The organism is Mycobacterium sp. DL440 (genome assembly GCF_011745145.1).
Taxonomy (GTDB): Bacteria; Actinomycetota; Actinomycetes; order Mycobacteriales; family Mycobacteriaceae; genus Mycobacterium.
Window position 1 is genome coordinate 3,861,079 of record NZ_CP050191.1, and the last position, 21,974, is coordinate 3,883,052.

Annotated in this window: 25 protein-coding genes; 10 read left to right on the top strand and 15 right to left on the bottom strand. The window is 65.5% G+C overall.

Annotation, left to right across the window (positions count from 1 at the left end):
• Positions 1-90: 90 nt before the first annotated feature.
• Entirely contained in the window at positions 91-1,392 is a 1,302-nt protein-coding gene (locus HBE63_RS18760) for a Glu/Leu/Phe/Val dehydrogenase (RefSeq protein WP_208301160.1), read from the bottom strand.
• Between the two features lie 305 nt (positions 1,393-1,697).
• On the opposite strand from HBE63_RS18760, the gene HBE63_RS18765 reads away from it, so the two are divergent.
• On the top strand, positions 1,698-2,672 hold the full coding sequence (locus tag HBE63_RS18765; RefSeq protein ID WP_166906089.1) for a patatin-like phospholipase family protein: 975 nt from the start codon (positions 1,698-1,700) through the stop codon (positions 2,670-2,672).
• A gap of 74 nt (positions 2,673-2,746) precedes the next feature.
• On the opposite strand, the gene HBE63_RS18770 is transcribed toward HBE63_RS18765, so the two are convergent.
• Both HBE63_RS18770 and HBE63_RS18775 read right to left on the bottom strand, forming a co-directional pair.
• A complete protein-coding gene (locus HBE63_RS18770; protein WP_166906090.1) occupies positions 2,747-3,604 on the bottom strand; it encodes a patatin-like phospholipase family protein in 858 nt (285 codons plus the stop codon).
• Positions 3,605-3,649: 45 nt separating this feature from the next.
• Entirely contained in the window at positions 3,650-4,504 is an 855-nt protein-coding gene (locus HBE63_RS18775; protein WP_166906091.1) for a class II glutamine amidotransferase, read from the bottom strand.
• Between the two features lie 65 nt (positions 4,505-4,569).
• Here HBE63_RS18775 and HBE63_RS18780 point away from each other — a divergent pair, with 65 nt between their 5' ends.
• Positions 4,570-5,625: a zinc-binding dehydrogenase gene (locus HBE63_RS18780; RefSeq protein ID WP_166906092.1), complete on the top strand. Its 1,056-nt coding sequence runs from the start codon at positions 4,570-4,572 to the stop codon at positions 5,623-5,625.
• 3 nt (positions 5,626-5,628) lie between these two features.
• On the opposite strand, the gene HBE63_RS18785 is transcribed toward HBE63_RS18780, so the two are convergent.
• Positions 5,629-6,678, bottom strand: coding sequence for a dihydrodipicolinate reductase (locus HBE63_RS18785; RefSeq protein ID WP_166906093.1), 1,050 nt, complete (start codon positions 6,676-6,678; stop codon positions 5,629-5,631).
• A gap of 31 nt (positions 6,679-6,709) precedes the next feature.
• Positions 6,710-6,847 carry a hypothetical protein gene (locus HBE63_RS18790; RefSeq protein ID WP_166906094.1) on the bottom strand — a complete coding sequence of 46 codons (138 nt, stop codon included), beginning with the start codon at positions 6,845-6,847 and terminating at the stop codon, positions 6,710-6,712.
• On the opposite strand from HBE63_RS18790, the gene HBE63_RS18795 reads away from it, so the two are divergent.
• Together HBE63_RS18795 and HBE63_RS18800 are read left to right on the top strand one after the other, a co-directional pair.
• Entirely contained in the window at positions 6,846-7,307 is a 462-nt protein-coding gene (locus HBE63_RS18795) for a hypothetical protein (RefSeq protein WP_243858146.1), read from the top strand. The two genes, HBE63_RS18790 and HBE63_RS18795, sit on opposite strands and share 2 nt — an antisense overlap.
• Before the next feature lie 15 nt (positions 7,308-7,322).
• Complete coding sequence (locus HBE63_RS18800; RefSeq protein WP_166906096.1) at positions 7,323-8,513, top strand: lipid-transfer protein; 1,191 nt, start codon at positions 7,323-7,325, stop codon at positions 8,511-8,513.
• Positions 8,514-8,615: 102 nt separating this feature from the next.
• Here HBE63_RS18800 and HBE63_RS18805 read toward each other — a convergent pair whose 3' ends face one another.
• Complete coding sequence (locus tag HBE63_RS18805) at positions 8,616-9,221, bottom strand: TetR/AcrR family transcriptional regulator (protein WP_166906097.1); 606 nt, start codon at positions 9,219-9,221, stop codon at positions 8,616-8,618.
• Positions 9,222-9,281: 60 nt separating this feature from the next.
• On the opposite strand from HBE63_RS18805, the gene HBE63_RS18810 reads away from it, so the two are divergent.
• Positions 9,282-10,112 (top strand): alpha/beta fold hydrolase, encoded by an 831-nt coding sequence (locus HBE63_RS18810; protein WP_166906098.1) that lies wholly within the window; start codon positions 9,282-9,284, stop codon positions 10,110-10,112.
• Between the two features lie 77 nt (positions 10,113-10,189).
• On the opposite strand, the gene HBE63_RS18815 is transcribed toward HBE63_RS18810, so the two are convergent.
• Positions 10,190-11,812, bottom strand: coding sequence for a long-chain fatty acid--CoA ligase (locus HBE63_RS18815; RefSeq protein ID WP_166906099.1), 1,623 nt, complete (start codon positions 11,810-11,812; stop codon positions 10,190-10,192).
• Positions 11,813-11,920: 108 nt separating this feature from the next.
• On the opposite strand from HBE63_RS18815, the gene HBE63_RS18820 reads away from it, so the two are divergent.
• Complete coding sequence (locus HBE63_RS18820) at positions 11,921-12,232, top strand: hypothetical protein (RefSeq protein WP_166906100.1); 312 nt, start codon at positions 11,921-11,923, stop codon at positions 12,230-12,232.
• A 53-nt stretch (positions 12,233-12,285) separates the two neighbouring features.
• Here the strand turns inward: HBE63_RS18820 and HBE63_RS18825 are convergent, their stop codons facing one another.
• Positions 12,286-12,543 carry a hypothetical protein gene (locus HBE63_RS18825; RefSeq protein WP_166906101.1) on the bottom strand — a complete coding sequence of 86 codons (258 nt, stop codon included), beginning with the start codon at positions 12,541-12,543 and terminating at the stop codon, positions 12,286-12,288.
• A 164-nt stretch (positions 12,544-12,707) separates the two neighbouring features.
• Positions 12,708-13,373, bottom strand: coding sequence for a TetR/AcrR family transcriptional regulator (locus tag HBE63_RS18830; protein ID WP_166906102.1), 666 nt, complete (start codon positions 13,371-13,373; stop codon positions 12,708-12,710).
• 56 nt (positions 13,374-13,429) lie between these two features.
• Between HBE63_RS18830 and HBE63_RS18835 the strand changes: the two genes are divergently transcribed.
• On the top strand, positions 13,430-13,885 hold the full coding sequence (locus HBE63_RS18835; protein ID WP_166906103.1) for a pyridoxamine 5'-phosphate oxidase: 456 nt from the start codon (positions 13,430-13,432) through the stop codon (positions 13,883-13,885).
• A complete protein-coding gene (locus HBE63_RS18840; RefSeq protein WP_243858148.1) occupies positions 13,882-14,397 on the top strand; it encodes a class I SAM-dependent methyltransferase in 516 nt (171 codons plus the stop codon). The genes HBE63_RS18835 and HBE63_RS18840 overlap by 4 nt, the downstream gene beginning before the upstream one ends.
• Before the next feature lie 392 nt (positions 14,398-14,789).
• Here HBE63_RS18840 and HBE63_RS18845 read toward each other — a convergent pair whose 3' ends face one another.
• Positions 14,790-15,485, bottom strand: coding sequence for a cupin domain-containing protein (locus HBE63_RS18845; protein WP_243858150.1), 696 nt, complete (start codon positions 15,483-15,485; stop codon positions 14,790-14,792).
• A gap of 121 nt (positions 15,486-15,606) precedes the next feature.
• Positions 15,607-16,431, bottom strand: a complete 825-nt coding sequence (locus HBE63_RS18850) for a helix-turn-helix domain-containing protein (RefSeq protein WP_166909957.1) — start codon at positions 16,429-16,431, stop codon at positions 15,607-15,609.
• A gap of 102 nt (positions 16,432-16,533) precedes the next feature.
• Here HBE63_RS18850 and HBE63_RS18855 point away from each other — a divergent pair, with 102 nt between their 5' ends.
• Positions 16,534-17,679, top strand: coding sequence for a dihydrodipicolinate reductase (locus HBE63_RS18855; RefSeq protein WP_166906104.1), 1,146 nt, complete (start codon positions 16,534-16,536; stop codon positions 17,677-17,679).
• 89 nt (positions 17,680-17,768) lie between these two features.
• Here the strand turns inward: HBE63_RS18855 and HBE63_RS18860 are convergent, their stop codons facing one another.
• Together HBE63_RS18860 and HBE63_RS18865 are read right to left on the bottom strand one after the other, a co-directional pair.
• Positions 17,769-18,254: a cupin domain-containing protein gene (locus HBE63_RS18860; RefSeq protein WP_166906105.1), complete on the bottom strand. Its 486-nt coding sequence runs from the start codon at positions 18,252-18,254 to the stop codon at positions 17,769-17,771.
• Entirely contained in the window at positions 18,251-19,096 is an 846-nt protein-coding gene (locus HBE63_RS18865) for an aldo/keto reductase (RefSeq protein WP_166906106.1), read from the bottom strand. Before HBE63_RS18865 ends, HBE63_RS18860 begins: the two co-directional genes overlap by 4 nt.
• 549 nt (positions 19,097-19,645) lie before the next feature.
• Between HBE63_RS18865 and HBE63_RS18870 the strand changes: the two genes are divergently transcribed.
• Positions 19,646-19,810 (top strand): aquaporin, encoded by a 165-nt coding sequence (locus HBE63_RS18870; protein ID WP_371814782.1) that lies wholly within the window; start codon positions 19,646-19,648, stop codon positions 19,808-19,810.
• 73 nt (positions 19,811-19,883) lie between these two features.
• Here HBE63_RS18870 and HBE63_RS18875 read toward each other — a convergent pair whose 3' ends face one another.
• Positions 19,884-20,198: a hypothetical protein gene (locus HBE63_RS18875; protein ID WP_166906107.1), complete on the bottom strand. Its 315-nt coding sequence runs from the start codon at positions 20,196-20,198 to the stop codon at positions 19,884-19,886.
• Between the two features lie 130 nt (positions 20,199-20,328).
• Complete coding sequence (locus HBE63_RS18880) at positions 20,329-21,690, bottom strand: cation:dicarboxylate symporter family transporter (RefSeq protein WP_166906108.1); 1,362 nt, start codon at positions 21,688-21,690, stop codon at positions 20,329-20,331.
• Positions 21,691-21,974: the final 284 nt, after the last annotated feature.

Below are 21,974 nucleotides of genomic sequence, written 5' to 3' on the forward strand. Positions count from 1 at the left end.
CAGCTTTCGCACGAACGTTGACGCTCCCACGGTTCAACCCTCCCACGAATGAGTCTGTCGCGGGCAGTACTGCGGAGGCCGGATCAGCGGCTATGGGTAGAGCCCCCGTAGTTGTCCGGCCTGGGCGACACGTTCGACGGCCAGGCAGGTCGCGGCGGCTCGGAGCGGTAGGCCCAGCTTCTCGGCATGGGCGCTGACGTGCTCCCAAGCAGTCAGCATGCGTTCGGCCAGCCGGGTCTCGACTTCGTCGGCGCCCCACCAATAAGCCTGATTGGCTTGCACCCACTCGAAATACGACACGATGACTCCGCCGGCATTGGCCAGAATGTCCGGAACCACCAGTACCCCAGCCTCATTGAGCAGCCGGTCAGCCTCGGGTGTCGTCGGACCGTTGGCGCCTTCAACGACGACGGAGGCCTTGATCTGCGCCGCATTACCCGCGTGGATCACCCCTTCGACGGCCGCGGGTACCAGCAGATCAACGTCGGTCGCGAGCAAGTCGTCGTTGCTGATTGCATCGGCACCTGCGAATCCGACTACCGAACCGGTGGCGTCGACGTGACTCGCCAACGTCTCGAGGTCGAGGCCGGTATCTGTTCTGATGGCGCCGTACTGGTCGGATACGGCGACGACGCGCACTCCAGCATCGTGCAGGAAGCGCGCTGCGTGCCGACCGACCTTCCCGAAGCCCTGCACCGCGGCGGTGGCGCCGTCGGCTCGGATGCCCCGAGACTGCAGCGCCGCCAGTGCTACATGGACGACTCCGCGCGACGTCGCCGTGGCGCGGCCCTGAGAACCACCGAGACTCACCGGTTTTCCGGTGCTGACACCGAGAACAGTGTGCCCCTTTTGGACGGAATAGGTGTCCATCATCCAGGCCATGGTCTGCTCGTCGGTCCCGACATCGGGCGCGGGGATGTCGTGGTCCGGCCCGATCAGCGGACTGATCTCACTGGTGTAGCGGCGGGTGACCCGTTCCAGTTCCGAGCGGCTGTGCTGACGCGGATCGATGCGGATGCCACCTTTCGCACCGCCGTAGGGCACGTCGAGCAGCGCGCACTTCCACGTCATCCACATCGCCAGGGCGCGAACTTCGTCGAGTGTGACGTCAGGGGAATAACGCAATCCTCCCTTCGCCGGACCACGAGAGACGTTGTGTTGCACGCGATGTCCGATAAGAAGTTCCATCTCGCCGGAGTCACGACGGAGCGGCACGGCCACGGTGAGCTCACGCCGCGGGTTGGCCAGCAACTCGTACATACCGTCGTCGTAGCCGAGAATCGTGACGGCGTCGTGCAACTGAGCACGTGCGTCGTCGAACGGACTTCCGTGTGCTGTGGCCGGCTGCGGTCGTCGGGCGAGATCGGCCGCGGTGTGTTCGATCGTGGTCACGCTTCTCCTGTTGTCGGTTGACCTGATGCCAGCACGGTAGGCATTCGCGGCATGGCCCGGCAGTGCCGATCTGCACATCTTCAGAATGGCCGACTGTGCAACCATGCCAGCCCGTAAATCCGGCCACCTACCCGGCCGGCGTTGTGGGCCAGGCCGAAATGTGCTCGTACTGATGTTAATTGGCATCACCGCCGGCCGGCGGATGCAGAACGGGTCTCAAACCATGTTCTAAGACTTTCGAGGATCGGGCCCCAGGGTCGGGGTGTAGTGGCGACCATCCCCCTCACGTGATCCAGAATGGACGTATGCGTGTTGCTCTGGCCCTCGGCAGTGGTGGGGCTCGTGGCTACGCGCACATCGGGGTGATCAACGAACTGTGCGACCGCGGTTACGAGGTCGTCGGGGTGTCCGGGTCATCGATGGGTGCGCTGGTCGGCGGGCTGCATGCGGCGGGCAAGCTCGACGAGTTCGCCGACTGGGCGCGGACTCTGACCCAGCGGGCGGTGTTGCGGCTGCTCGATCCGTCGATCAGCGCAGCCGGCATCCTGCGCGCCGAGAAGATCCTCGACGCGGTCCGCGACATCATCGGCGACGCCACGATCGAAGACCTGCCGATCCCCTACACGGCGGTCGCGACGGATCTGGTCGCGGGCAAGTCGGTGTGGCTGCAGCGCGGCCCGTTGGACTCGGCTATCCGGGCGTCGATCGCGATCCCCGGCGTGATCGCGCCGCACGTGCTCGACGGCCGGCTGCTGGGTGACGGTGGCATCCTCGACCCGCTGCCGATGGCTCCTATCGCCGCCGTCAACGCGGATCTGACCATCGCGGTCAGCGTCTCGGGAAGTGAGCCCAGCCCGTCGGCCGACGGAACCGAACCCGAACCGCGGCCCACCACCGAGTGGCTCAATCGCATGCTGCGCAGCTCCTCAGCGGTGCTCGACACCGCCTCGGTGCGCAGCGTGCTGGATCGGCCCACCGCTCGTGCGGTGCTCAGCCGGTTCGGCGCTTCGATTCCGGAGTCCGACGAGGACGGCGACCAGGGCAGCGGTCTGCCGGAGCTGCCCGAAACCGCCGGGGTTCCGCGTCTCGGCAGTTTCGAGGTGATGTACCGGACCATCGACATCGCGCAGGCCGCATTGGCTCGGCACACCTTGGCGGCCTACCCTCCTGACCTGCTGATCGAGGTGCCGCGCACGGTGTGCCGCAGCCTGGAATTCAACCGTGCCGCCGAGGTGATCGCGATCGGGCAGGAACTGACCGCCCGCGCGCTCGACGGCTGAGCTCCTATTCGTCGAAACCGCATTCCAGCAGGAAAAGTACGAGTAGACGTCTGCTGGAATGCGGTTTCGGCGGATCAACCGGCGAGGAATTCGGCGACCTCGGCCGCCACGCGTCGCCCTTGCGCACGCCCCGCCTGGGCTGAGGGCACCCGGCACGCCGGGTCCAGCGGGTTGTCGCCGAAGGCGGCCAGGGCTTCGTTGTCGGCGAAGATCCCCAAAGACCGTCCGGCAAAACCGTCGACCTCGTCGGCCGCGCCCACTCCGAACGGCGACGGTGTGGTGCGCCCCTGCGGCACCAGCGCCACCGCGACATCGCAGTCGGCGGCCAGTGCCATGTTGACCGCACTGCCGATGCCGCCGTCCATGAACCGGCGGCCGCCGATCGTCACGATCGGCCACACCGCGGGGACCGCGCAACTGGCTTCCACGGCATCGACCAGCGACGCTCCCGAGTCCCGGTCCAGAGTCACCAGTTCGCCGGTGTCGATGTCGATGGCCGAGATCCGCAGCACCCGGTCGGGCCAGTCATGCGACGGCAGGCGCGCTTCGATCACCTTGCGCCGCTGCGCCGGGTCGACCGTCGCGGTGTTGAGCGCCACGGCGCCGATCTGCTGCAGCTTCTGCGCCTTGGTGGTGTTGGGTGTCAGCACGGCCTTGACGAACAGGTCGGTGACGGTGTCGATGCTCACCACGGGATCGAGTTCGGCCGATTCGGTCCCGACCTGGCGCGCGAACAGCGTCGCGAGCGTCAGCCCGCTGCCGAGCTGCGCCGACACAGTCGACCCCGCCGACGTTCCGACCAGCACGTCGGAGGCCAGCAACGCATCGGCTGTTTCGGGGGATTCGTCAGCGATGCCCTGCAGGATGCCGGTTTCCCAGGCAATGCCTGCGATACCGCCACCGGCGAGAACCAGTGCACGTTTGGAAGTCACGACAGTCGAGTGTGCCAGGGCCCGCGGCAACGCTCGAAGCCGCAGCTAGGCGTGCTGCGACGCTGCCGCCTTCGCGGACAGGTCGTCGCGGTGCAGGAGGTGACGGGGAGGGCCGGGAAACGCCAACTGACGGTCGATCCGCAGGTCCGCGTCGACGTGCACCAGCTCGCCAGGGGCGATGAGCTGCCAGTCCTCGTCGTCCATCGGTTCGCTGGCGACCAGCACCGACGGCTGCGAGGTCAGATGCTCGGATTCGGCGTGGATCCGGGCGCTGCGTAGGCGCACGCGCCGCTGATCAGGGTGTCTGCGATCGAGCACATACAACTCGTGGGTGTCCGGATAGCGCAGGGCCCACATGTCGGTGGCCGTGCTGAGCAGCAGGTTGAGGGCGTAGATCGGAACGTTGTCGGCCAGCCAGCCGACGGCGTCGACGATGCCCGCGCCGACGTCACCATCGTGCGCTCGGACGGCCGCGGTGATGAGCGCGAAGACGCGTTCGGAGTCGGTCTGGCCTTGGACCAGGTCAGTCACTCCCAGCTCACGGATCCGGCCGTCAAGGGCATCCAGACCTTCGACCACGCCGTTGTGCGCGAAGATCCGGCCATCCTGGACGAAGGGATGGGTGTTCACCGGATCCAACGAGCCGGTCGACGCATAACGGACGTGCGCGATGAAGGTCGTCGCGGTCACATCGTGTGCCTCAGTGGCGAATTCGGAATCCTGCCATGCCGCCACGGGCTCCTTGTGCACCACTGCGACGCCGTCGGCCCCGAATACGCCCAGGCCCGTACCGTCGGGGTTGTGTCTGCTCTGCTCGGCAAGGTTGTCGGGAGCATCCAGCAGCCAGAAGGTCGCCGACACCAGCCGGCGGCCGGCGTGCAAACCGAACAATCGGCACATCGCCTCAACCCACCCGCTGAAGTGCCATGATTTCCGATAGTAGCCGGGTAGAAGAAAGGGACGCCATGACCTCCGATCTTAGGCCGACCATGCGGGCTGAGCGCTTCTATGCCGACACCAAAAGAGTTGTGGTGGAGGATGTTCCGATACCCGAGCCGGGGCCGGGTGAGGTTCTGGTCAAGGTGGCATTCTGCGGGATCTGCCATTCCGACCTGAGCTTGATCAACGGCACCTTCCCCGCGCAGGCCGCCGTGGTGACGCAGGGCCATGAGGCGTCGGGCACCATCGCGAGGCTCGGTCCCGGCGTCACCGGCTGGGCCGAAGGCGACCGCGTCATCGTGGCCGCGGGCCGGCCCTGCCTGGAATGTCCGAACTGCGGGCGCGGCGACATCGCCAACTGCATGCGAATCCGGTTGATGGCCTTCGCTTATGACGGGGCGTGGGCCGAGTACACGCTGGCGCAAGCGGTCGGGCTGACGCGCGTTCCGGACAACGTGCCGCTGGAGCAGGCTGCGATCCTGGCCGATGCGGTGTCGACGCCGTACGGCGCGGTCGTGCGCACCGGCAAAGTCGGTATCGGCGAATCGGTCGGCGTGTGGGGTCTCGGCGGGGTCGGCACCCACATCGCACAGTTGGCCAGGCTGGTGGGCGCGGTGCCGGTGGTGGCTGTCGACATCAAACCCGAGGTGCTGGAGCGCGCCCTGGAACTCGGTGCGGACTACGCGTTCGACGCCGGCGACGAGCACCTCGGCGAGAAGATCGCCGACGTCACCGGAGGCCGGGGTCTGGATGTGGCGTTCGACGCCGTCGGGCTCAAGTCGACGTTCGAGCAGGCGCTGGGCCAGCTGACGGTCGGCGGCCGGTTGGTCGCGGTCGGGATGAGCGCCCAGGAGCCGACGATCGGTCCGACGTCGATGTTCGGCCTGACCCAGAAGCAGGTGCTCGGCCACCTGGGCTATCAGAACGTCGACATCTCCACGCTGGCGACGCTGGTATCGCTGGGCCGGCTGGACCTGTCCCGGTCGATCAGCGAGATCGTGTCACTGGAAGACGTGGCGCTGGGCATCGACAAGCTCGAGCGCCAGGACGGTAACCCGATCCGGATCCTGGTGCGGCCCTGAGCATTACCGCAGGTTCGGCGCGGCCTTCCCGCTGATCAGCGGCAGGTCCGGGTACGTGACGACTCCAGGCTCGGCGGCGCACACCGCAGGCACCGAGTTGACGCAATGCGCGGCGGTCGCGACGACGCCAGACTCCGGGCCGTCCTCGCCGGCCTCGGACTGGAAGCCCTTGATCACGACGGTGAAGTCCGGGTTGCCGCGGACCTCCATCTCGTAGCGTTGCCCGGCCGGGCCGAATGTCCATGCGGGGTCGAGGTTTTCCTCACCCATCAGCCAGTTCACGGTGACCCGTACGACGGGTTCGCCGTCGACGACAGCCTCCCAGTGGAACTTGCGGCCGGCCACCTGCCCCGGTTCGATCACGCCGATCGGCGAGTCGATGGGCGCGGTGGCCACGGCGATCTCCTGCGAGGCGCGGATCCGTGGATCGATCTTGAACCCGACGTGATCGACCACCATCTTGACGGCCTGGATGAAGCCGCCGTCGAGCATCTTCTGCATCGGTCCGCTCAGCGCGGTGTCGGGCGTGCCGCCGAAGCCCATGACGTGGCGCACCACGTCGGGCGCCTCATAGGTGCGCAGGTCGGAAAACTCCTCGGCCCGAACGAAGTTCACCCCGGTCGACATCGCGGAGAACACCAGCGGGAACTTCTCGCTGATCCCGCCGGGCGCGATGCCGGTGCCGTGCAGCGAGGCGTTGCCCTCCAGTGCGGCGGCCCGCATCGGCGCGGCCTGCTTCTCGCTCGGGTACAGCCAGCCGACGGGGGTGATCACGTTCTTGCCGGAGCGCAGCAACGCCGCGACCTCGTCGGGGTTGGGGATCAGGGGCGCGTAGATCACCGCGTCGGCGTCCAGTGCCAGGATCTCCTCGGCGCTGTTGGTGGCGGTCACGCCGATCGGTTGGGTGCCGATGAGCTCGCCGACGTCCTTACCGTTCTTGGCGTCCGAGTGCACCCAACAGCCGACCAGCTCGAGGTCAGGGTGTTCCAGCACGCCTTTGATGGCGGCGACGCCGACGCCACCGGTTGCCCACTGCACGACTTTGAGCGCCACAGACCCCTCCTCGGCAAAACTAGAACACGTTCTACTGGTCTACACCACCGTCGTCGTCAGCGGAAGTACGTTCGCGCCGCGCGACGTACGAGACCACGAGCACCACCAGGACCGCGGGCAGAAACGCGGGCACGGTCAGCAGCAGGGAATGATCCGCGAGGTAGGTCATGCGCCTTGGACGAGACAGCACGGCCATTCGTGACTGTCACATCCTGGCGAGCTGTGCCGTCTGGATGGGTATGCAGACGAAATTCATTCAGATGGTCGTGGTCCTCGCGGCGTTGAGCATGCTGGTGACCGGGGTGTGGATGCGGATCGACCCGGCATCGTTCGCCCAGTGGGCCAACTGGCCCAACCACGTCCACTTCCTGCACGATGCCGGCGTCTTTCAGATCGGCATCGCCGTGACGATGCTGTTCGCGCTCTGGTGGCGCGACGTGATCGCCGTGGTGTTGACGGGTTTCCTGGTGGCCAACACGTTGCACGCGATCAACCACTTTCTGGACCGCGACGGCGGCAATCCGTCCGACTGGTGGCAGCTCGGGCTGTTCTCGCTACTGGCCGCGGCGGCGCTGGCGGTGCGGTTGCGCCAACTCCAGTTGAAGACAGTGGCCTCGATTTCGAGATGAAGTATGTTCCGTTGCATGGCTAACAAAGTGTTTGTCGTCGGCGTGGGCATGACGAAGTTCGCGAAACCAGGTCGTCGCGAGGGCTGGGACTACCCGGACATGGCACGCGAGTCGGGCACCAAGGCGCTCGAGGACGCCGGCATCTCCTATGACCAGGTGCAGCAGGGTTACGTCGGGTACTGCTCGGGTGATTCCACCTCGGGGCAGCGCGCGCTCTACGAACTGGGTATGACCGGCATCCCGATCGTCAACGTCAACAACAACTGTTCGACCGGTTCGACGGCGCTTTACCTTGCCGCACAGGCGATTCGCGGCGGGCTGGCGGACTGCACGATGGCGCTGGGCTTCGAAAAGATGCAGCCTGGCTCACTCGGCGGCGGCGCGCAGGACCGCGAGTCCCCGCTGGGCAAGCACGTCAAGGCGCTCGCCGAGATCGACGAGTTCGCCTTCCCTGTCGCGCCGTGGATGTTCGGCGCCGCCGGCCGTGAGCACATGAAGAAGTACGGCACCACCGCCGAGCATTTCGCGAAGATCGGCTACAAGAACCACAAGCATTCGGTGAACAACCCGTATGCGCAGTTCCAGGACGAGTACACGCTTGACGACATCCTGGCCGCCAAGATGATCTCCGATCCGCTGACCAAGCTGCAGTGCTCCCCCACCTCCGACGGCTCGGGTGCCGCGATCGTGGCCAGTGAGGCCTTCGTCGACAAGCACGGGCTGGCGTCACAGGCGGTCGAGATCGTCGGGCAGGCGATGACGACCGACTTCGCCTCGACCTTCGACGGCAGCGCCGCCAACATCATCGGCTACGACATGAATGTGCAAGCTGCCCAACAGGTCTACGCGCAGTCCGACCTCGGCCCCGAGGACTTCCAGGTGATCGAGTTGCACGACTGCTTCTCCGCCAACGAGCTGCTGCTGTACGAAGCCCTCGGCCTGTGCGGTGAGGGTGAGGCCCCGCGGCTGCTCGACAACAACGACACCACCTACGGCGGCCGCTGGGTGGTCAACCCGTCGGGCGGGCTGATCTCCAAGGGCCACCCGCTGGGTGCGACGGGCCTGGCCCAGTGCTCCGAGCTGACCTGGCAGTTGCGCGGCACCGCCGACAAGCGCCAGGTCGACGGCGTCACCGCGGCCCTGCAGCACAACATCGGGCTCGGCGGCGCGGCCGTCGTCACCGCGTACCAGCGCGCCGAGCGGTAACCCCCTCGCCCGCCCCCTCACCCGCGAAACGGCATTCCAGCAGGTCCGTTGTCGAACTTTTCCTGCTGGAATGCCGTTTCGGCGACTGAGTCGCGGGAGAAATCAGCCCGCCAGCATCGCGTCGATCAGACGTCGTAGGACCTGCCTGATCTCGCGGCGGGCCTTCTTGGGGTCCTCGGCGGTGGCGATCGCCATGGCCGCCTCGTCGAGGGCGCCGATCAGCACGTGCGCCAACGCCCGCACCGGCTGCCTGGCCAGCTGGCCCGCCTTGATCGCCTCGCTCAAGAGCTGCTCGGTCATGCCCAGGCTGTAGCGCTGGGCGACGTCGCGGAAGCCGGCCCAGCCGAGCACACTCGGGGCGTCGAGCAGGACCAGCTGGCGCACCTCGGGATCACCGGACACCTCCAGCCAGGCGTCGACCGCGGCCCGGATCGCGTCGGCGGGCGTGGCCGCCCCCGATGCCGCCACCTCGGTCGCCAATCGAGACATCACATCCTGCTCGACAACCTCGACCACAGCCAGGAAAAGCGCTGCCTTGTCGGCGAATTGGTGATACATCGCGCCGCGGGTCACCCCGGCGGCGGTGGCGATCTCCGGCGTGCCGACCTCGGCATACCCACGTTCACCCCACAGCCGCCGGGCGGCCGAGATCAGCGCCTCGCGGGTGGCCGCGGAGCGCTCTTCCTGGGTACGTCTCTTGTTTTCCATACACCCTGTTGGTAAGTTACAGACACGCTGTTTGTAAATGTATCGAGCTGGGAGTCATCCATGTCGACCATTGAGATTAACGCCGGAACCATCCATTACGAGGAATTCGGACCAACCGAGGGCAGGCCGGTCGTCTTCGTGCACGGGTACATGATGGGCGGCCAACTGTGGCGGCAGGCGAGCGCTCGGTTGGCCTCGCAGGGCCTCCGCTGCATCGTCCCGACCTGGCCACTCGGCGCGCATCCCGAACCGCTGCGCCCCGGCGCCGATCGCAGCATCCGCGGTGTCGCCGACATTGTCGCCGACACCCTGGCCGCGCTGGACCTGCAGGACGTCGTCCTGGTCGGCAATGACACCGGCGGGGTGGTCACCCAGCTGGTGGCGGTGCACCATCCGGACCGGATCGGCGCGCTCGTGCTGACGAGTTGCGATGCGTTCGAGCACTTTCCGCCGCCCATCCTCAAGCCACTGATCGCGGCTGCGCGCTCCAAGGCCGTGTTCCGGACTGCCGCCCAGTTGGTCCGGGTCCCGGCTGTGCGCAAGCGGGCGTATGCGGGTCTGGCCCACTCCAACATCGACGCGCTCACCCGCGAATGGGTGCGCACCGCACTGTCGAATCCCGCGATCGCCGAGGATCTCCGGCAGTTCACCCTGTCGTTGCGCACCGAGGTCACCACCGGGGTGGCCGAGCGACTGCCGGAGTTCGCCAAGCCGACGCTCGTTGCGTGGTCGGCCGATGATGCGTTCTTCGAACTCGGCGACGGTGAACGACTGGCGCGGATCATTCCGCAGGCCCGCCTCGAGGTCATCGACGGAGCCCGCACGTTCTCGATGGTCGACCGCCCGGACCGGTTGGCCGACCTGCTGTCAACGATCGCCGTGCGCGCCTGATTTCCTCCCGCGAGCAGACGCAAACTCGCACAAATCACGGGTCAGCAATGCGGGTTTGCGTCTGCTCGCGGAAGAAGCTAGAGCGTGACCACCTCGTAGGCGCCGTCGGCGTGACGGGCCCGGATGGTTTTCTTGTCGTACTTGCCGACGCTGGTGCGTGGCACCTGCTCGATGAAGGTCCACCGCTCGGGCAGCCACCAACGAACCACCTTGTCTGCCAAGAACTCCCGCAGTTCAGCCGCCTCCGCTGAGGCCCCCTTGTGCAGCACCACGACGGCGAGCGGGCGTTCCTGCCAGCGCTCGTCGGGCACTCCGACAACGGCCGCCTCCAGCACCGCCGGGTGGGCGATCAGGTGGTTCTCCAACTCCACCGAGGAGATCCACTCCCCGCCGGACTTGATGACGTCCTTGGCCCGGTCGGTCAATGTCACGTAGCCCTGCCGGTCGATCGTGCCGACATCCCCGGTGCGCAGCCACCCGGTGTCGAATTTCTCGGAGTCGCGGTCCAGGTAGTAGGCGCCGGTGATCCACGGGCCGCGCACCTCGAGTTCGCCGACGGCGGCACTGTCGTTGGGCAGTGGCGCGCCCTCGTCGTCGACGACGCGCACCTCCACGCCGCACATCGGCCTGCCCTGACTGACTCGCATCTCCCACTGTCGTTCCTCGGACACTCCGGGCAGCGGCTTGGCCACCGTGGCCAGCGGCGAGGTCTCGGTCATCCCCCAGGCCTGTTGGATGTACACGCCGTAGGTCTCCTGGAAGGTCTGCATCAGGGAGAGCGGCACTGCCGAACCACCGCAGGCCACCAGCCGCAGCGATGAAACGTCGTGTCCCGGATTCTTTTCCAGGCAGTGCATGACGTCGTTCCAGATGGTCGGCACGGCACCGGCCAGCGTGGGGCGCTGTGTTTCGATCAGGTCGATCAGCGAGGCGCCGTCCATGAACCGGTCGGGCATCACCACGTTGGCGCCGGCCATCAGTGCCGCATACGGCAGGCCCCACGCATTGGCGTGGAACATCGGGACGATCGGCAGCACGGTGTCACCGCAGCTGACGTCGAGCGCATTGGCGGTGCAGGTGTTCAGCGCATGCAGGTAGCTCGATCGGTGGCTGTACACCACGCCTTTCGGGTTTCCGGTGGTGCCGCTCGTGTAACACATTGCCGCCGCGGAGCTTTCGTCGACCTCGGGCCAGTCGAACTCGGTGGGCTGCGCGGCCAGCAGATCGTCCCAGCGCACGACCGTCACGCCCTCCAACGCGTCCACGTCGCCCTCGCCCACCACGACCACGGTGTGCACGGTCTCCAGCAACGGCAGCACCGGGGCGAGCAGCGGCACCACGGAGGCGTCGGCGATGACTACCTGATCGGCCGCCTCGTTGGCGATGTAGGCGATCTGTTCGGCGGACAACCGGATGTTCAGGGTGTGCAGCACGGCGCCCATAGCGGGCACGGCGAGGTAGGCGGCGAGGTGCTCGGTGTTGTTCCACATGAAGGTGCCGACGCGTTGGTCGCCGTCGATCCCGAGCCCGCGCAGACCATGCGCCAGTTGGGCCGCCTGTCCGCCCAGCTCGCGGTAGTTGATCGTGCGATAGCGGCCCTCGCCGCATGCGGTGGTCACGGTCCGGTCGCCATTGACCCCGCAGGCGTGTCGCAGGATCGCGGTGATCGTCAACGGCCAGTTCTGCATCGTGCTCTTCACGGGCGCGATGCTATGCGGTCTTTCGTCGACGCCGGCGGGAACGTTTCGAATTTCCCGAACGATGTATGTAGGGGAAGATGAACTGACCACGACGGAAGGACGAGTCCGATGCGCACAACGTCGCTGCTGGCGGCAGTCGGGCTGGCTCTGTTGGGCGTGGCGGGCGCGTCGTCCGCGGTGGCCTCGGCCGAGGAAACAGCGCAGGACACGATCAACCGGCTGCAGTCCGAGGGCTACACCGTCACCATCGACAAGATCGGCACCGCACCGCTGGACCAGTGCACGGTCACCAGCGTGCGTAACCCTCAGCAGGTCAGCCAGTTGGTGCCCTACGTCGGGCCGGGGCTGGGCGGCGATCGGATCCTGGTGCCGTCGGTCACCAGCCGGACCGTGTCGGTGTCGCTCAACTGCCAGCGTTGACGCGCGGCCAGCGACTCCGTGCCGCGGGCCGATCAAGCTTCTAGCCGGGTTGCTCACCAGCCCCATGGCCACCACTGGCGGTCGTGGCCCCAGCCGTAGCCGCCGTGCCAGCCGCGGCCGCCGCCCCAGCCGCCGTGGAAACCTCCGCCGTGGAAACCGGCCGGGATCACATTAGCGGCCGCGGGCGCGGACGCGACGGCAGCCGGCTGAACAGGCAGCGGATCAGCCATCTCCGCAGGTGCGACGCCAATGGCCATGGCGGCAGCGCCTGCCACCACCGCCTGGGTGATGTACTTCAGTCGAATTCGCATGTTGGCACTCCTTTGAAAGGCATTTGTGTCCGTGCTTTCTCCAGAGTTGCGCCCCCGCGGTGCCGTGTCGTCACGGCTGACACCCATATCTGCGCCCCTGCCACCTGGAAGTCGGTCAACCCCTGGATATTGCCGCTAGCCAGGCAAGCCGTGCTTCGTAGGAATCAATCCCCGACTGCCAGGCCGGGCAGCAGGATCGAAACCAATCCTGCTGCGTGCGCGTCGATCCAAGTGGGGTCGGTCGGGTCCCGCCCGGTGAGCAGACGGACTTCGGGGGCGTTCACATAGGGCAGCGACGCGGCACCGACGAGGACGTAATAGAGGATCTCGCTGTCGATGGGTGCGGCAACGCCGGAGCCCCGCAATACCTGCCAGGCCGGGCGGATGCCGTCGAAGAACGGCTTCACGTGAGTCTCGGTCATCCAGGCCAACCGGTCGCTGGCTGCGGTGCCCTCATGCACCATGATCTGGTTGAGTTCAGGATGCTCGGCTGCGAATCGCACGAATCGGCGTATCCCTTCGGCAAACGCCGCAGCGAGCACCGGCACCTCGACTCCGGCCGGCTTCGCGGGTAGCGCTCCATCCATCGCCGCCCGCATCAGCCCGAAGAGATGATCCACCGCGGCCGTCCACAGGGCCGTCTTCGACTCGAAGTGATAGTTGATCTGCGGCTGGTGCGCCTGCACTCGCGCCGCGATGGCTCGCGTCGACGCGCCATCGAAACCCTTTGCCCCGAACTCGACCAGCGCCGACTCCACCAGAGCCTCCCGAATATCAGCCCTGGCCCGGCGCAGCCGCACCTTGTTCGGCGGTTGGGTCTTGTGCTTCATCACCAAGAGGGTACCGTTATTATCGACTGATAATAACGGTACAGAAGGACTGGGCCATGGCCGCTACCCGTGAGACCACGAATCAACACCGAGATACCCCAGACGACACCGACGACCTGCTGGTGGCGACCATGGGCGATCGAGCCAAGGCCAAAGCGGTTGCCCGCAACGGCAAAGTCAGCCTCTGCGTACTGGACGAGACGTGGCCCTTCGCCTACCTGCAGGTCTATTGCGACGCGGTGATCGACGACGACGACGAAACCCTGGTCGACGTGATGATGGCGGTGGCAGAACGTATGTCGGGTGAGCCCTTGCCAACCGAGATGCGACCGGCGGTCAAGGCCGTCGCCGAGCAAGAAGGCCGAGTTCTGGTGCGGTGCAGGCCCTACGCGACGTTCGTCACGCCGCCGCGACACCTGCACAGCAACGACCAACAGGAGCTGACCCACTGGGTCTCGGCGTCGATGCCCTGGGACGCTCCCGACTCCCCGGACGGTGGTTCTCAGCGATGACCGACGTAACGCAGCGGTGGCGCTCTGAGCGTGTCATGGCAGCCATGTACGAGGCCGGCGTCAAGCACGACCGTGTCGCAACGGTCGGCGCCTGGACGATATGGGGCGCCGACATGCGACACATGTTCGCCGACGTCGCTCGACTTGCGGACGCCCCGGCCGGGACCTCGATACTCGACATACCCTGCGGCGGCGGCTTCGCCTTTCGCGGCCTGCGTCCCGGTCAGGCGGTGCACTACGTCGCGGCCGACATATCGCCATACATGCTCGGCCAGGCGCGCGCAGCGGCGGCCCGACGGGGCCTCCAAGACGCGATCGAATTCGCCGAAGCCGACGTCACCGCACTCCAGTTCGCCGACAACAGCTTTGAGCTCTGCCTGACCTACAACGGTCTGCACTGTCTGCCGGACCCGCGCGCCGCGCTGGGCGAACTCAGTCGCGTACTCAAGCCAGGGGGACGCTGCGGGGGACGTCATGCGTTACCGGTCGAGGTCGGCGCAAGGATGTTCTGATCGCGATGCTGCGACGAGCCGGTGTGTTTGGAAACGCGCCGCGCGCAGGCGAAATCGAGCGTTGGTTGAGGGAATTCGGCCTCGACGTCGTGACACTCGAACGCAGCGGAGCGATCGAGTTCTTCGAAGCGCGATTGCCAGTGAGGGACGAGACGGGCTGATGAGCGACCGTGTCGTCGGAGCCCATAACGATCTAGTTAAGCATTCCGTTTGGATCGGGTGAATCAGCCCGATCGTTGCCCTTCTGCTACCCCTGGCTTCAGCAGCCAGCGGCCTGGATAACCTGTCACACACCATGTTTCGAGTGATCGCATCCGACCTCGCTGGCCGCCGACGCCGATCGGATCGACACGCTGCGCCGCAGTTTGGCCAACATGATCAATGAGCGTTGGTTACGGTGATCGTAGGATGACGATCGCATTGTCGATCTTTTTGAAGGAACTGAACGTCTCTGCGGGAACGCCGAATACGGCCGACAGCACCCGCGGCGGAAGCCTGCTGAGTGACTCACCGATGCCGATGTTGTCTTTGTCCTCGGGCGCACTGGTGTTCTGGATGATGATTATCGTCATATCATCCGGGCCCCGGTTCTCAAAGTAGTGAAATGAACCTTGGGGCGCGAAGACGACGTCATTGACATGTTGGTCGAAGGCCTCCTGGTTGCCGTTCCCGTCGATGACAATCCACGTCGCGACTCCGCTGGTGACGATGTTGAGCTCCCACGCGCTGGGATGCCAGTGCGGCTCGCGGATACCTCCGGGCTGCAACGTCAGCAGCAGGATGCTGGCCTCCTGACCTGTGAGGATCGGGAAATTGTCTTCACTGGCTTGCTGGAACCAGCCCCCGTCATGCGTACTTTTGGGCGAATCACCGAGATGGAACAAGTGTGACTGCGACGTGATCGTCTCGGCAGGTAGGCGGGGATCACCAAAGCGCGCAGCATCATCAGACATTGGAGTCTCCTCACCATTGCCGGTGCCATTGCCGGTGCCGGTGCTGAAAACAAGGCGGTCAACGCCGACACCGGTTGCGGCCGCGGCGCCTGCCAAGCCCGCTCCGCCCAGGATCTTTCGACGGTTTACCGCCACGCTGGCAGGCTACCGCCGACGGTGAGGTTCCGTGAGCGAGTTCGAAGAAGAATGGCACCCATCGGCGGCCCGACCGGCGATCGAAGCGTCCTTTGCGATCCAACTGGCGGACCCGCCAGATCTACACCACCCCCGGCGCTAGACGATCTTGGGCGGACCGCAGGGCAGCGTCGAGCTCATCGTGGGTGAGACCGTCTGTTCGGGCGAGGTGGATCTCGATCTGATATTCCGGCTGGCCGGTGCTACCGAAGATCGGCAGGACCACGAATTCTGTTGTCGCCAGGTCTGTTTCCAGCGTGCGGGTCACCGACTGCAGAGTGACCATGGTCATCAGCTTGCTCAGTTGGCGCGTCACTGCTGCGGCGGGTTCCAGCGAGGCGAGAAGACCTGCGAGGCGATCGTGCAGCGACAACGAGGCGTCGTTGAATCGCCAGGCTCCGTAACCCCGCTGCCGGATGTCGCCGAGCACCAGGCGATGTTCTTCGATGTCTGTCTGGGTCAGCCGCGGCGTGACGCGTTGCAGCCAGCGCGCGACGGCAACATCGTCGCGCCACGCCATCGCCACCAGACCGAATGGCGGATCGATCGGGAAGCGATGACCAACCGCATGCTCACCGTCAGTGGCATGCCCGACGGTGTCGACGGTGGTCAGATGCCGGTCGCCGATCTTGGACATCGAGCAGCCTGCGCCGAGCCGCTCGTGCAGGCCCACGAGCGCTTCACGGCCGCGGTCGAGCAGCGGGAACTGCCTGCGCAAGCCGTGCACCAGGCCGAACAATCCGCTGCCCAGCCCGTATCGGCGGTCGTCGTAGCGGGCCACCCAGCCGCCCTGCTCCAGCTCGGCCAGCACCAGCGCACACGTCGACGTGGTGATGCCACACTGCCTGGCCAGTTCGGCCGAGGTGTAGCCCTCGGTCGAATCCGCCAGTGCCCCGATCACGTCCATCGCACGGCGAGTCGGTGGTGACTTCGGCGTTGACTTGCCCACGATCACCTCCCTACTATGCGTCCAAATAATCGATATGAGCATCCTAATAATAGGAGATAAATGACCGTCAAAGTGGGTGTCTGGGGACCGGGGTCCATGGGCGTCATCGCACTGCGCGCGGTGATCGACCATCCTGAGTTGGAGCTGGTCGACCTCGTCGTGCACAGCGATGCCAAGGCCGGCCGCGACGCCGGCGAACTGTGTGGAATCGATCCAGTGGGCGTGCTCGCCAGCCAGGATCCGGACCATCTGCTCGCAGGTGAAGCCGACGTGGTGGTCTACGCGGCCGCCGGCAACCTTCGTGTCCTCGAGGCGCTCGACGACATGGTGCAGATTCTGCGGGCGGGCAAGAACGTCGTATCCTGCTCGGTGGTGCCGCTCGTCTATCCCGACGCCGTCGACATGGCCTTCACCGGTCCGCTACGGGACGCCGCATTGGCTGGCGCGAGTTCATTCTTCACCACCGGCATCGACACCGGCTTCGCCAACGACATTCTGCCGCTGGCATTGTCGGGAATATCCCGGAACATCGACACGATTCGCGTCACCGAGATGTTCAACTACGCGACGTACCCGGACAATGGGGCCGTCTACGAAATCCTGGGATTCGGCAAACCCCCGGAATTCTCGGCCATCGCCGCGATGCCCGGCGTCTTCACGTACGGCTGGGGACCCGTACTGCACCAATTGGCCGCCGGACTCGGCGTCCAGATCGACAACCTCGCCGAGGACAATGAGCGCATTCCCACCGACGAGGCATTCGACACCCCGACCGGTCATATACCGGCCGGGACGATCGCGGCGATGCGCTCGACGCTCACCGGATTCGTAGACGGCAAACCGACATTCGTCGTCGACCATGTCACCCGGATGCGAGACGACATCGCTCCGGAGTGGCCGCAGCCCAGCATCGCCATCACACCCAAGGACCTCGGCTATGGCGGCGCCTCCGGCCGTGGCGCCTATCGGGTCGAGATCGAGGGGTCCCCGAGCATCCGCTGTGAACTGGAACTGGCCGAGAACCACGACCACGATCTGGGAGCTCGCGTTGCCGGCGCATCTCGGATGGTGAACGCGATCCCGGCGGTGTTCGCCGCCGCGCCCGGCCTGCTGTCGGCGCTGGATCTCCCGCTGATCACCGGGATCGGTGTACTCAAGCCGGTGTCCGGCCCGTCACCGGACAGCCGGATAGTCGGCGTCAGCTAATGCCGTTCCGGCTCTCGCCGTGGCCTACGTGGGACTGAGCGTCGATCACCTTCAGCGCTCCGGCGCGTTGGCGCACTTCACTGCGACCGCTACTCGGTGACGTCTGAAAGTGCGTACAGCTCCGGAAGATTGACCACGACTGCCTCTTGGGTGCTGCGGGCGATCACGATGACCGCAGGAATGCTTGGATCCGGATTCTCCTCCCGATGCGGGACGTAGGGCGGGACGAAGACGTAGTCGCCGGGCGCGGTGACGATGTGTACCTCCCGTACACCGTCGTGGAATACGAACTCGGGGTTCCCACTCCGCACGAAAATCGCCGTCTCGGATTCGCCGTGATGGTGGTTGTCCGACACCGTCTCGGGCGAAACAGAGGTCTGACCCATCCAGATCCGCTCCGAGCCAACTGACCGACCGGTGATTGCGGCGAATCGCTGCATACCCTCCGTCTGGGCAGTGGCCGAGCTGAGATCCGAGGCCTTGACATGGTGCACTCTCCTACGCTGCGCGGCGTGCACGTGATCGGCGCTCGTCGTCGTCAAGTCCGGATGGAATCCGTCCCTGCCACCACTCATGACGCGGGTATGTAGTCGAAAGTGTCGGGGTTTGGTCCGGTTCTACCGGGTTCGCCACGGTCGAGGGCTGAGATCGCCGCCATATCGGAGTCGTCCATTTGGAAGTCGAACAACCCGAAGTTTGACCGCATCCGATCCGGCGACACTGATTTGGGGAATACGATGTCGCCGCGCTGAATGTGCCAGCGCAGCACGACCTGCGCGGGCGAGCGGCCCACCATATCGGCAATGCGCTCGACCACGGGATCCCCAAGCACCGTGCCCTTGGCGAGCGGCGACCACGCCTCGGTCGCGATGCCATGCTCTCGTCCGTACGCGCGGACCTCTTCGTTGCCGAAGTAGGGATGCACTTCAACCTGATTGACCGAAGGCACCGTGTCGGATTCCTTCGCGAGGAGGTCCAGGTGGGCCGGCTGGAAATTCGATACTCCAACACTGCGCGCCCGGCCATCCTTGGCGAACTCTTCGAGCACCTGCCAGGTCGAGACGAAGTCGCCGTCATACAGCATCGGTAGCGGCCAGTGGATGAGAAACAGATCGACATAATCGGATCCGAGCGCGTTCAGGGTCCTGTCGAACGCACGCCGGGCATCGTCAGGTCGGTGGAAACCGTTGTTCAGCTTGCTGGTCAGGAATACTTCGCCGCGATCCAGGCCGGCGTCACGGATGCCCTGGCCGACTTCCCGCTCATTGCCGTACATCTGCGCGGTGTCGATGTGGCGGTAGCCGATCTGTAGCGCCACCTTCACCGCCGCAGCAGTTTGGTCCGGCTCAATCTTGAACACACCGAAGCCCAGCTGCGGGATGTGGGTGCCGTCGTTGAGTTCGATTGCAGGAATCATCTTGACGCCTCCTCCTCGTGACCGTCTACCCGCCGGCCGAACGTCCTACTCGAATCGGTCGCTGGCATTCCAGGTGCCGATCGGTCCGACTAACCGTGACCTCCAGAGTGGCACTTCGGGCCCGGTCTGTCGTCACCGCTGGCGGGTATCGGCCACTTCCTGCTGATGGGAATTGAAGACGGGTGACAGCGGGGGCGACAAGGCCCGCAAGCGGGGCGACTCTGTTATCAGACCGATCAAGGCCGAGATCGCTGATGTATTGCGCGTCCCTTCCGGGCACCTTGTCGTGATGGTCCAGCCGAGCTGCAGTGCCGGTACGCCGAATCATTGCGGCAACGCTCTCCCCACCACAACCTGCACCGCCACTTGCCCGATTCAGCCGGTTGCAGCTGGCAAGTACAGGTGGAGTACCACTGACCGGGAATGAGGTTGGGCGCCGGCGTTGACGACACCGGCGACCCGTCGGGGCGATGGTGAAGTCATGGTCACTACCCACGAAGCAACTCCGAGCTGGCTATCGGGTTCACGGTCGCGGCAGGCGCGATCGCGGTGGGCGCCATCTCGGGTGGTGCATTCAATCCAGCAGTAACGCTCGGCGCCGCCGCGATGGGCATCTTCGCCTGGCCCACGCTCTGGGTGTATCTGATCGCGCAGGTCATCGGCGGGCTGGCCGCCGGAGTCATATTCCTCACGCTCAACCCCGACGACCAATGATCACTCCTGGCAGAGCAGGAACCTGAAGGGATGTGTATACCTTGCGTGACAACCTCTTTCACGGAATCGGCGGTCAGCGCGAACAGTCCAGTGACACCGTGATGGTTCGGCGCACCACCACGGGTACCAGATCGAAATCCTTCGCGCCGTTCTTGCCGAACCGTTCCACCCGGATGAGCCTGGTCTGGGTCTGTGGGTTGCGGATGCTCGCGACGGTGCACTGATCGAGTGGGGCGCTGCCCACCCGGTCAATGTTGACGTAGAAGCCCTCGGCTTCCAGCAGACCGATCGTCTCAACCGCGGAATCGGCATATGCCGGCACTGCCGGCGCCAGAATCGTGCCTACTGCCGCCCCCGACGCGGCGAGCATGATGATTGATGCTCGCATGGTCGTGTCTTCTTTCTTCTCGCATACACCTTTTCGGTGATGCCCTGCCCCTTGTTACGGACCAGGCTCGGCACCGGTTCAACGCGACAGGCCCGGCCGGATTTCCCGGCCGGGCCTTGTCGTCGGGCGGCTACACGCGGGCCGGTTGCGCGTCGGCCGAGGAGTGGTCGTCGACCATGGTGAGCTCGTCGAACGGGTCGTCTCCGCGCAGCACCGCATCGACCTTGGCCTTGTCCACGGTGTGCGTCCATGAACCAACCAGCAGGGTCGCCACCGCGTTGCCGGAGAAATTGGTCACCGCGCGGGCCTCGGACATGAACCGGTCGATCCCGACGATCAGGCCGACCCCGTCGAGCAGATCGGGGCGATGGGCCTGCAGTCCGCCGGCCAACGTGGCCAAGCCGGCGCCCGTCACACCGGCCGCTCCCTTCGACGCGACGATCATGAACACCAGGAGGCCGATCTGCTGCCCGACGGACATCGGGGCGCTGAGCGCATCGGCGATGAACAGCGCCGCCATGGTCAGGTAGATCGCGGTGCCGTCGAGGTTGAACGAATATCCGGTCGGCACAACGACACCGACGGTGCTGCGGTCGACGCCCAGGTGCTCCATCTTGGCGATGAGGCGCGGCAGCGCCGACTCCGACGAAGACGTCGAGAAGATCAGCAGGTACTCGCGGGCCAGGTACCGCACCAGCTTGAAGATGGACACTCCCGACACCGCGCGCAGCAGCACGCCGAGTACGCCGAACACGAACAGCACGCAGGTCACATAGAAGCCCAGCATCAGCGTGAGCAGCTGGGTGACGGCGGTCCAGCCGGTCTGCCCGACGACGTTGGCGATCGCGCCGAACGCACCGATGGGCGCCAGCCACAGAATCATGATCAGCACCTTGAACACGAGCTTCTGCAGGTGTTCGACTCCACGCAGGATCGGCTCACCTGAGCTGCCCATGCCCTGCAGCGCGAAGCCGACGAGCAGCGCCACGAACAGGGCCTGAAGCACGCTTCCGGCCGTCAGCGACGAAAACAGCGTCTCCGGGATGATGCCCTGGACGAAGTCCATGAGACCGCCGGACTCGTGCGCCTTCTCCGCGAGCTCGGCGCCCTTGCCTGCCGAGCTCTCGGACAGGTGCATGCCGCTGCCCGGGTGAATCAGGTTGCCGACCACCAGACCGATGGTCAGCGCGACCGTCGACATGGCCAGGAAGTAGCCGAAGGCCAGGCCACCGACCTTCCCGACGGTGGCGGCCTTGCGTACCGAGCCGATCCCCAACACGATCGTGCAGAAGATGATGGGGCCGATCATCATCTTGATCAGGTTGACGAACATGGTCCCGAGAACACCGACGCTCTTGCCCACCTCGGGTGCGACGAGCCCGACGATCACACCGATGACGACGGCCGCGATGACCGCAATGTAGAGCCAGTGCGTGCGGTCGCGACGCCGCGGGGGCGACGGCTCTGGTTGCGGCTCTATGGACACGGTCATCGGTGCCACCTCCAAGTTCGAATGCGCTGTAACAAGCACCTTCGACCATATGGGTGAGCCAGGTCACGATTTAGTTCATTGTGTTCAGACGCGTTCGCGTTTCAGATGATGATGGTTGTCAAGCGATGAATCGTGCAGCTCATCGCTGGTCTCCCGTGGATCTACCCTCGACCCTGCCTACGGTCAGATTCTACGACTCACAGCCCGTTGACAGCACCCCCGAATGACGATCGCGAAGGCTTGAGGTGTTGGTCAGGCGAACCCGTCACCAGCGGATATCCGGG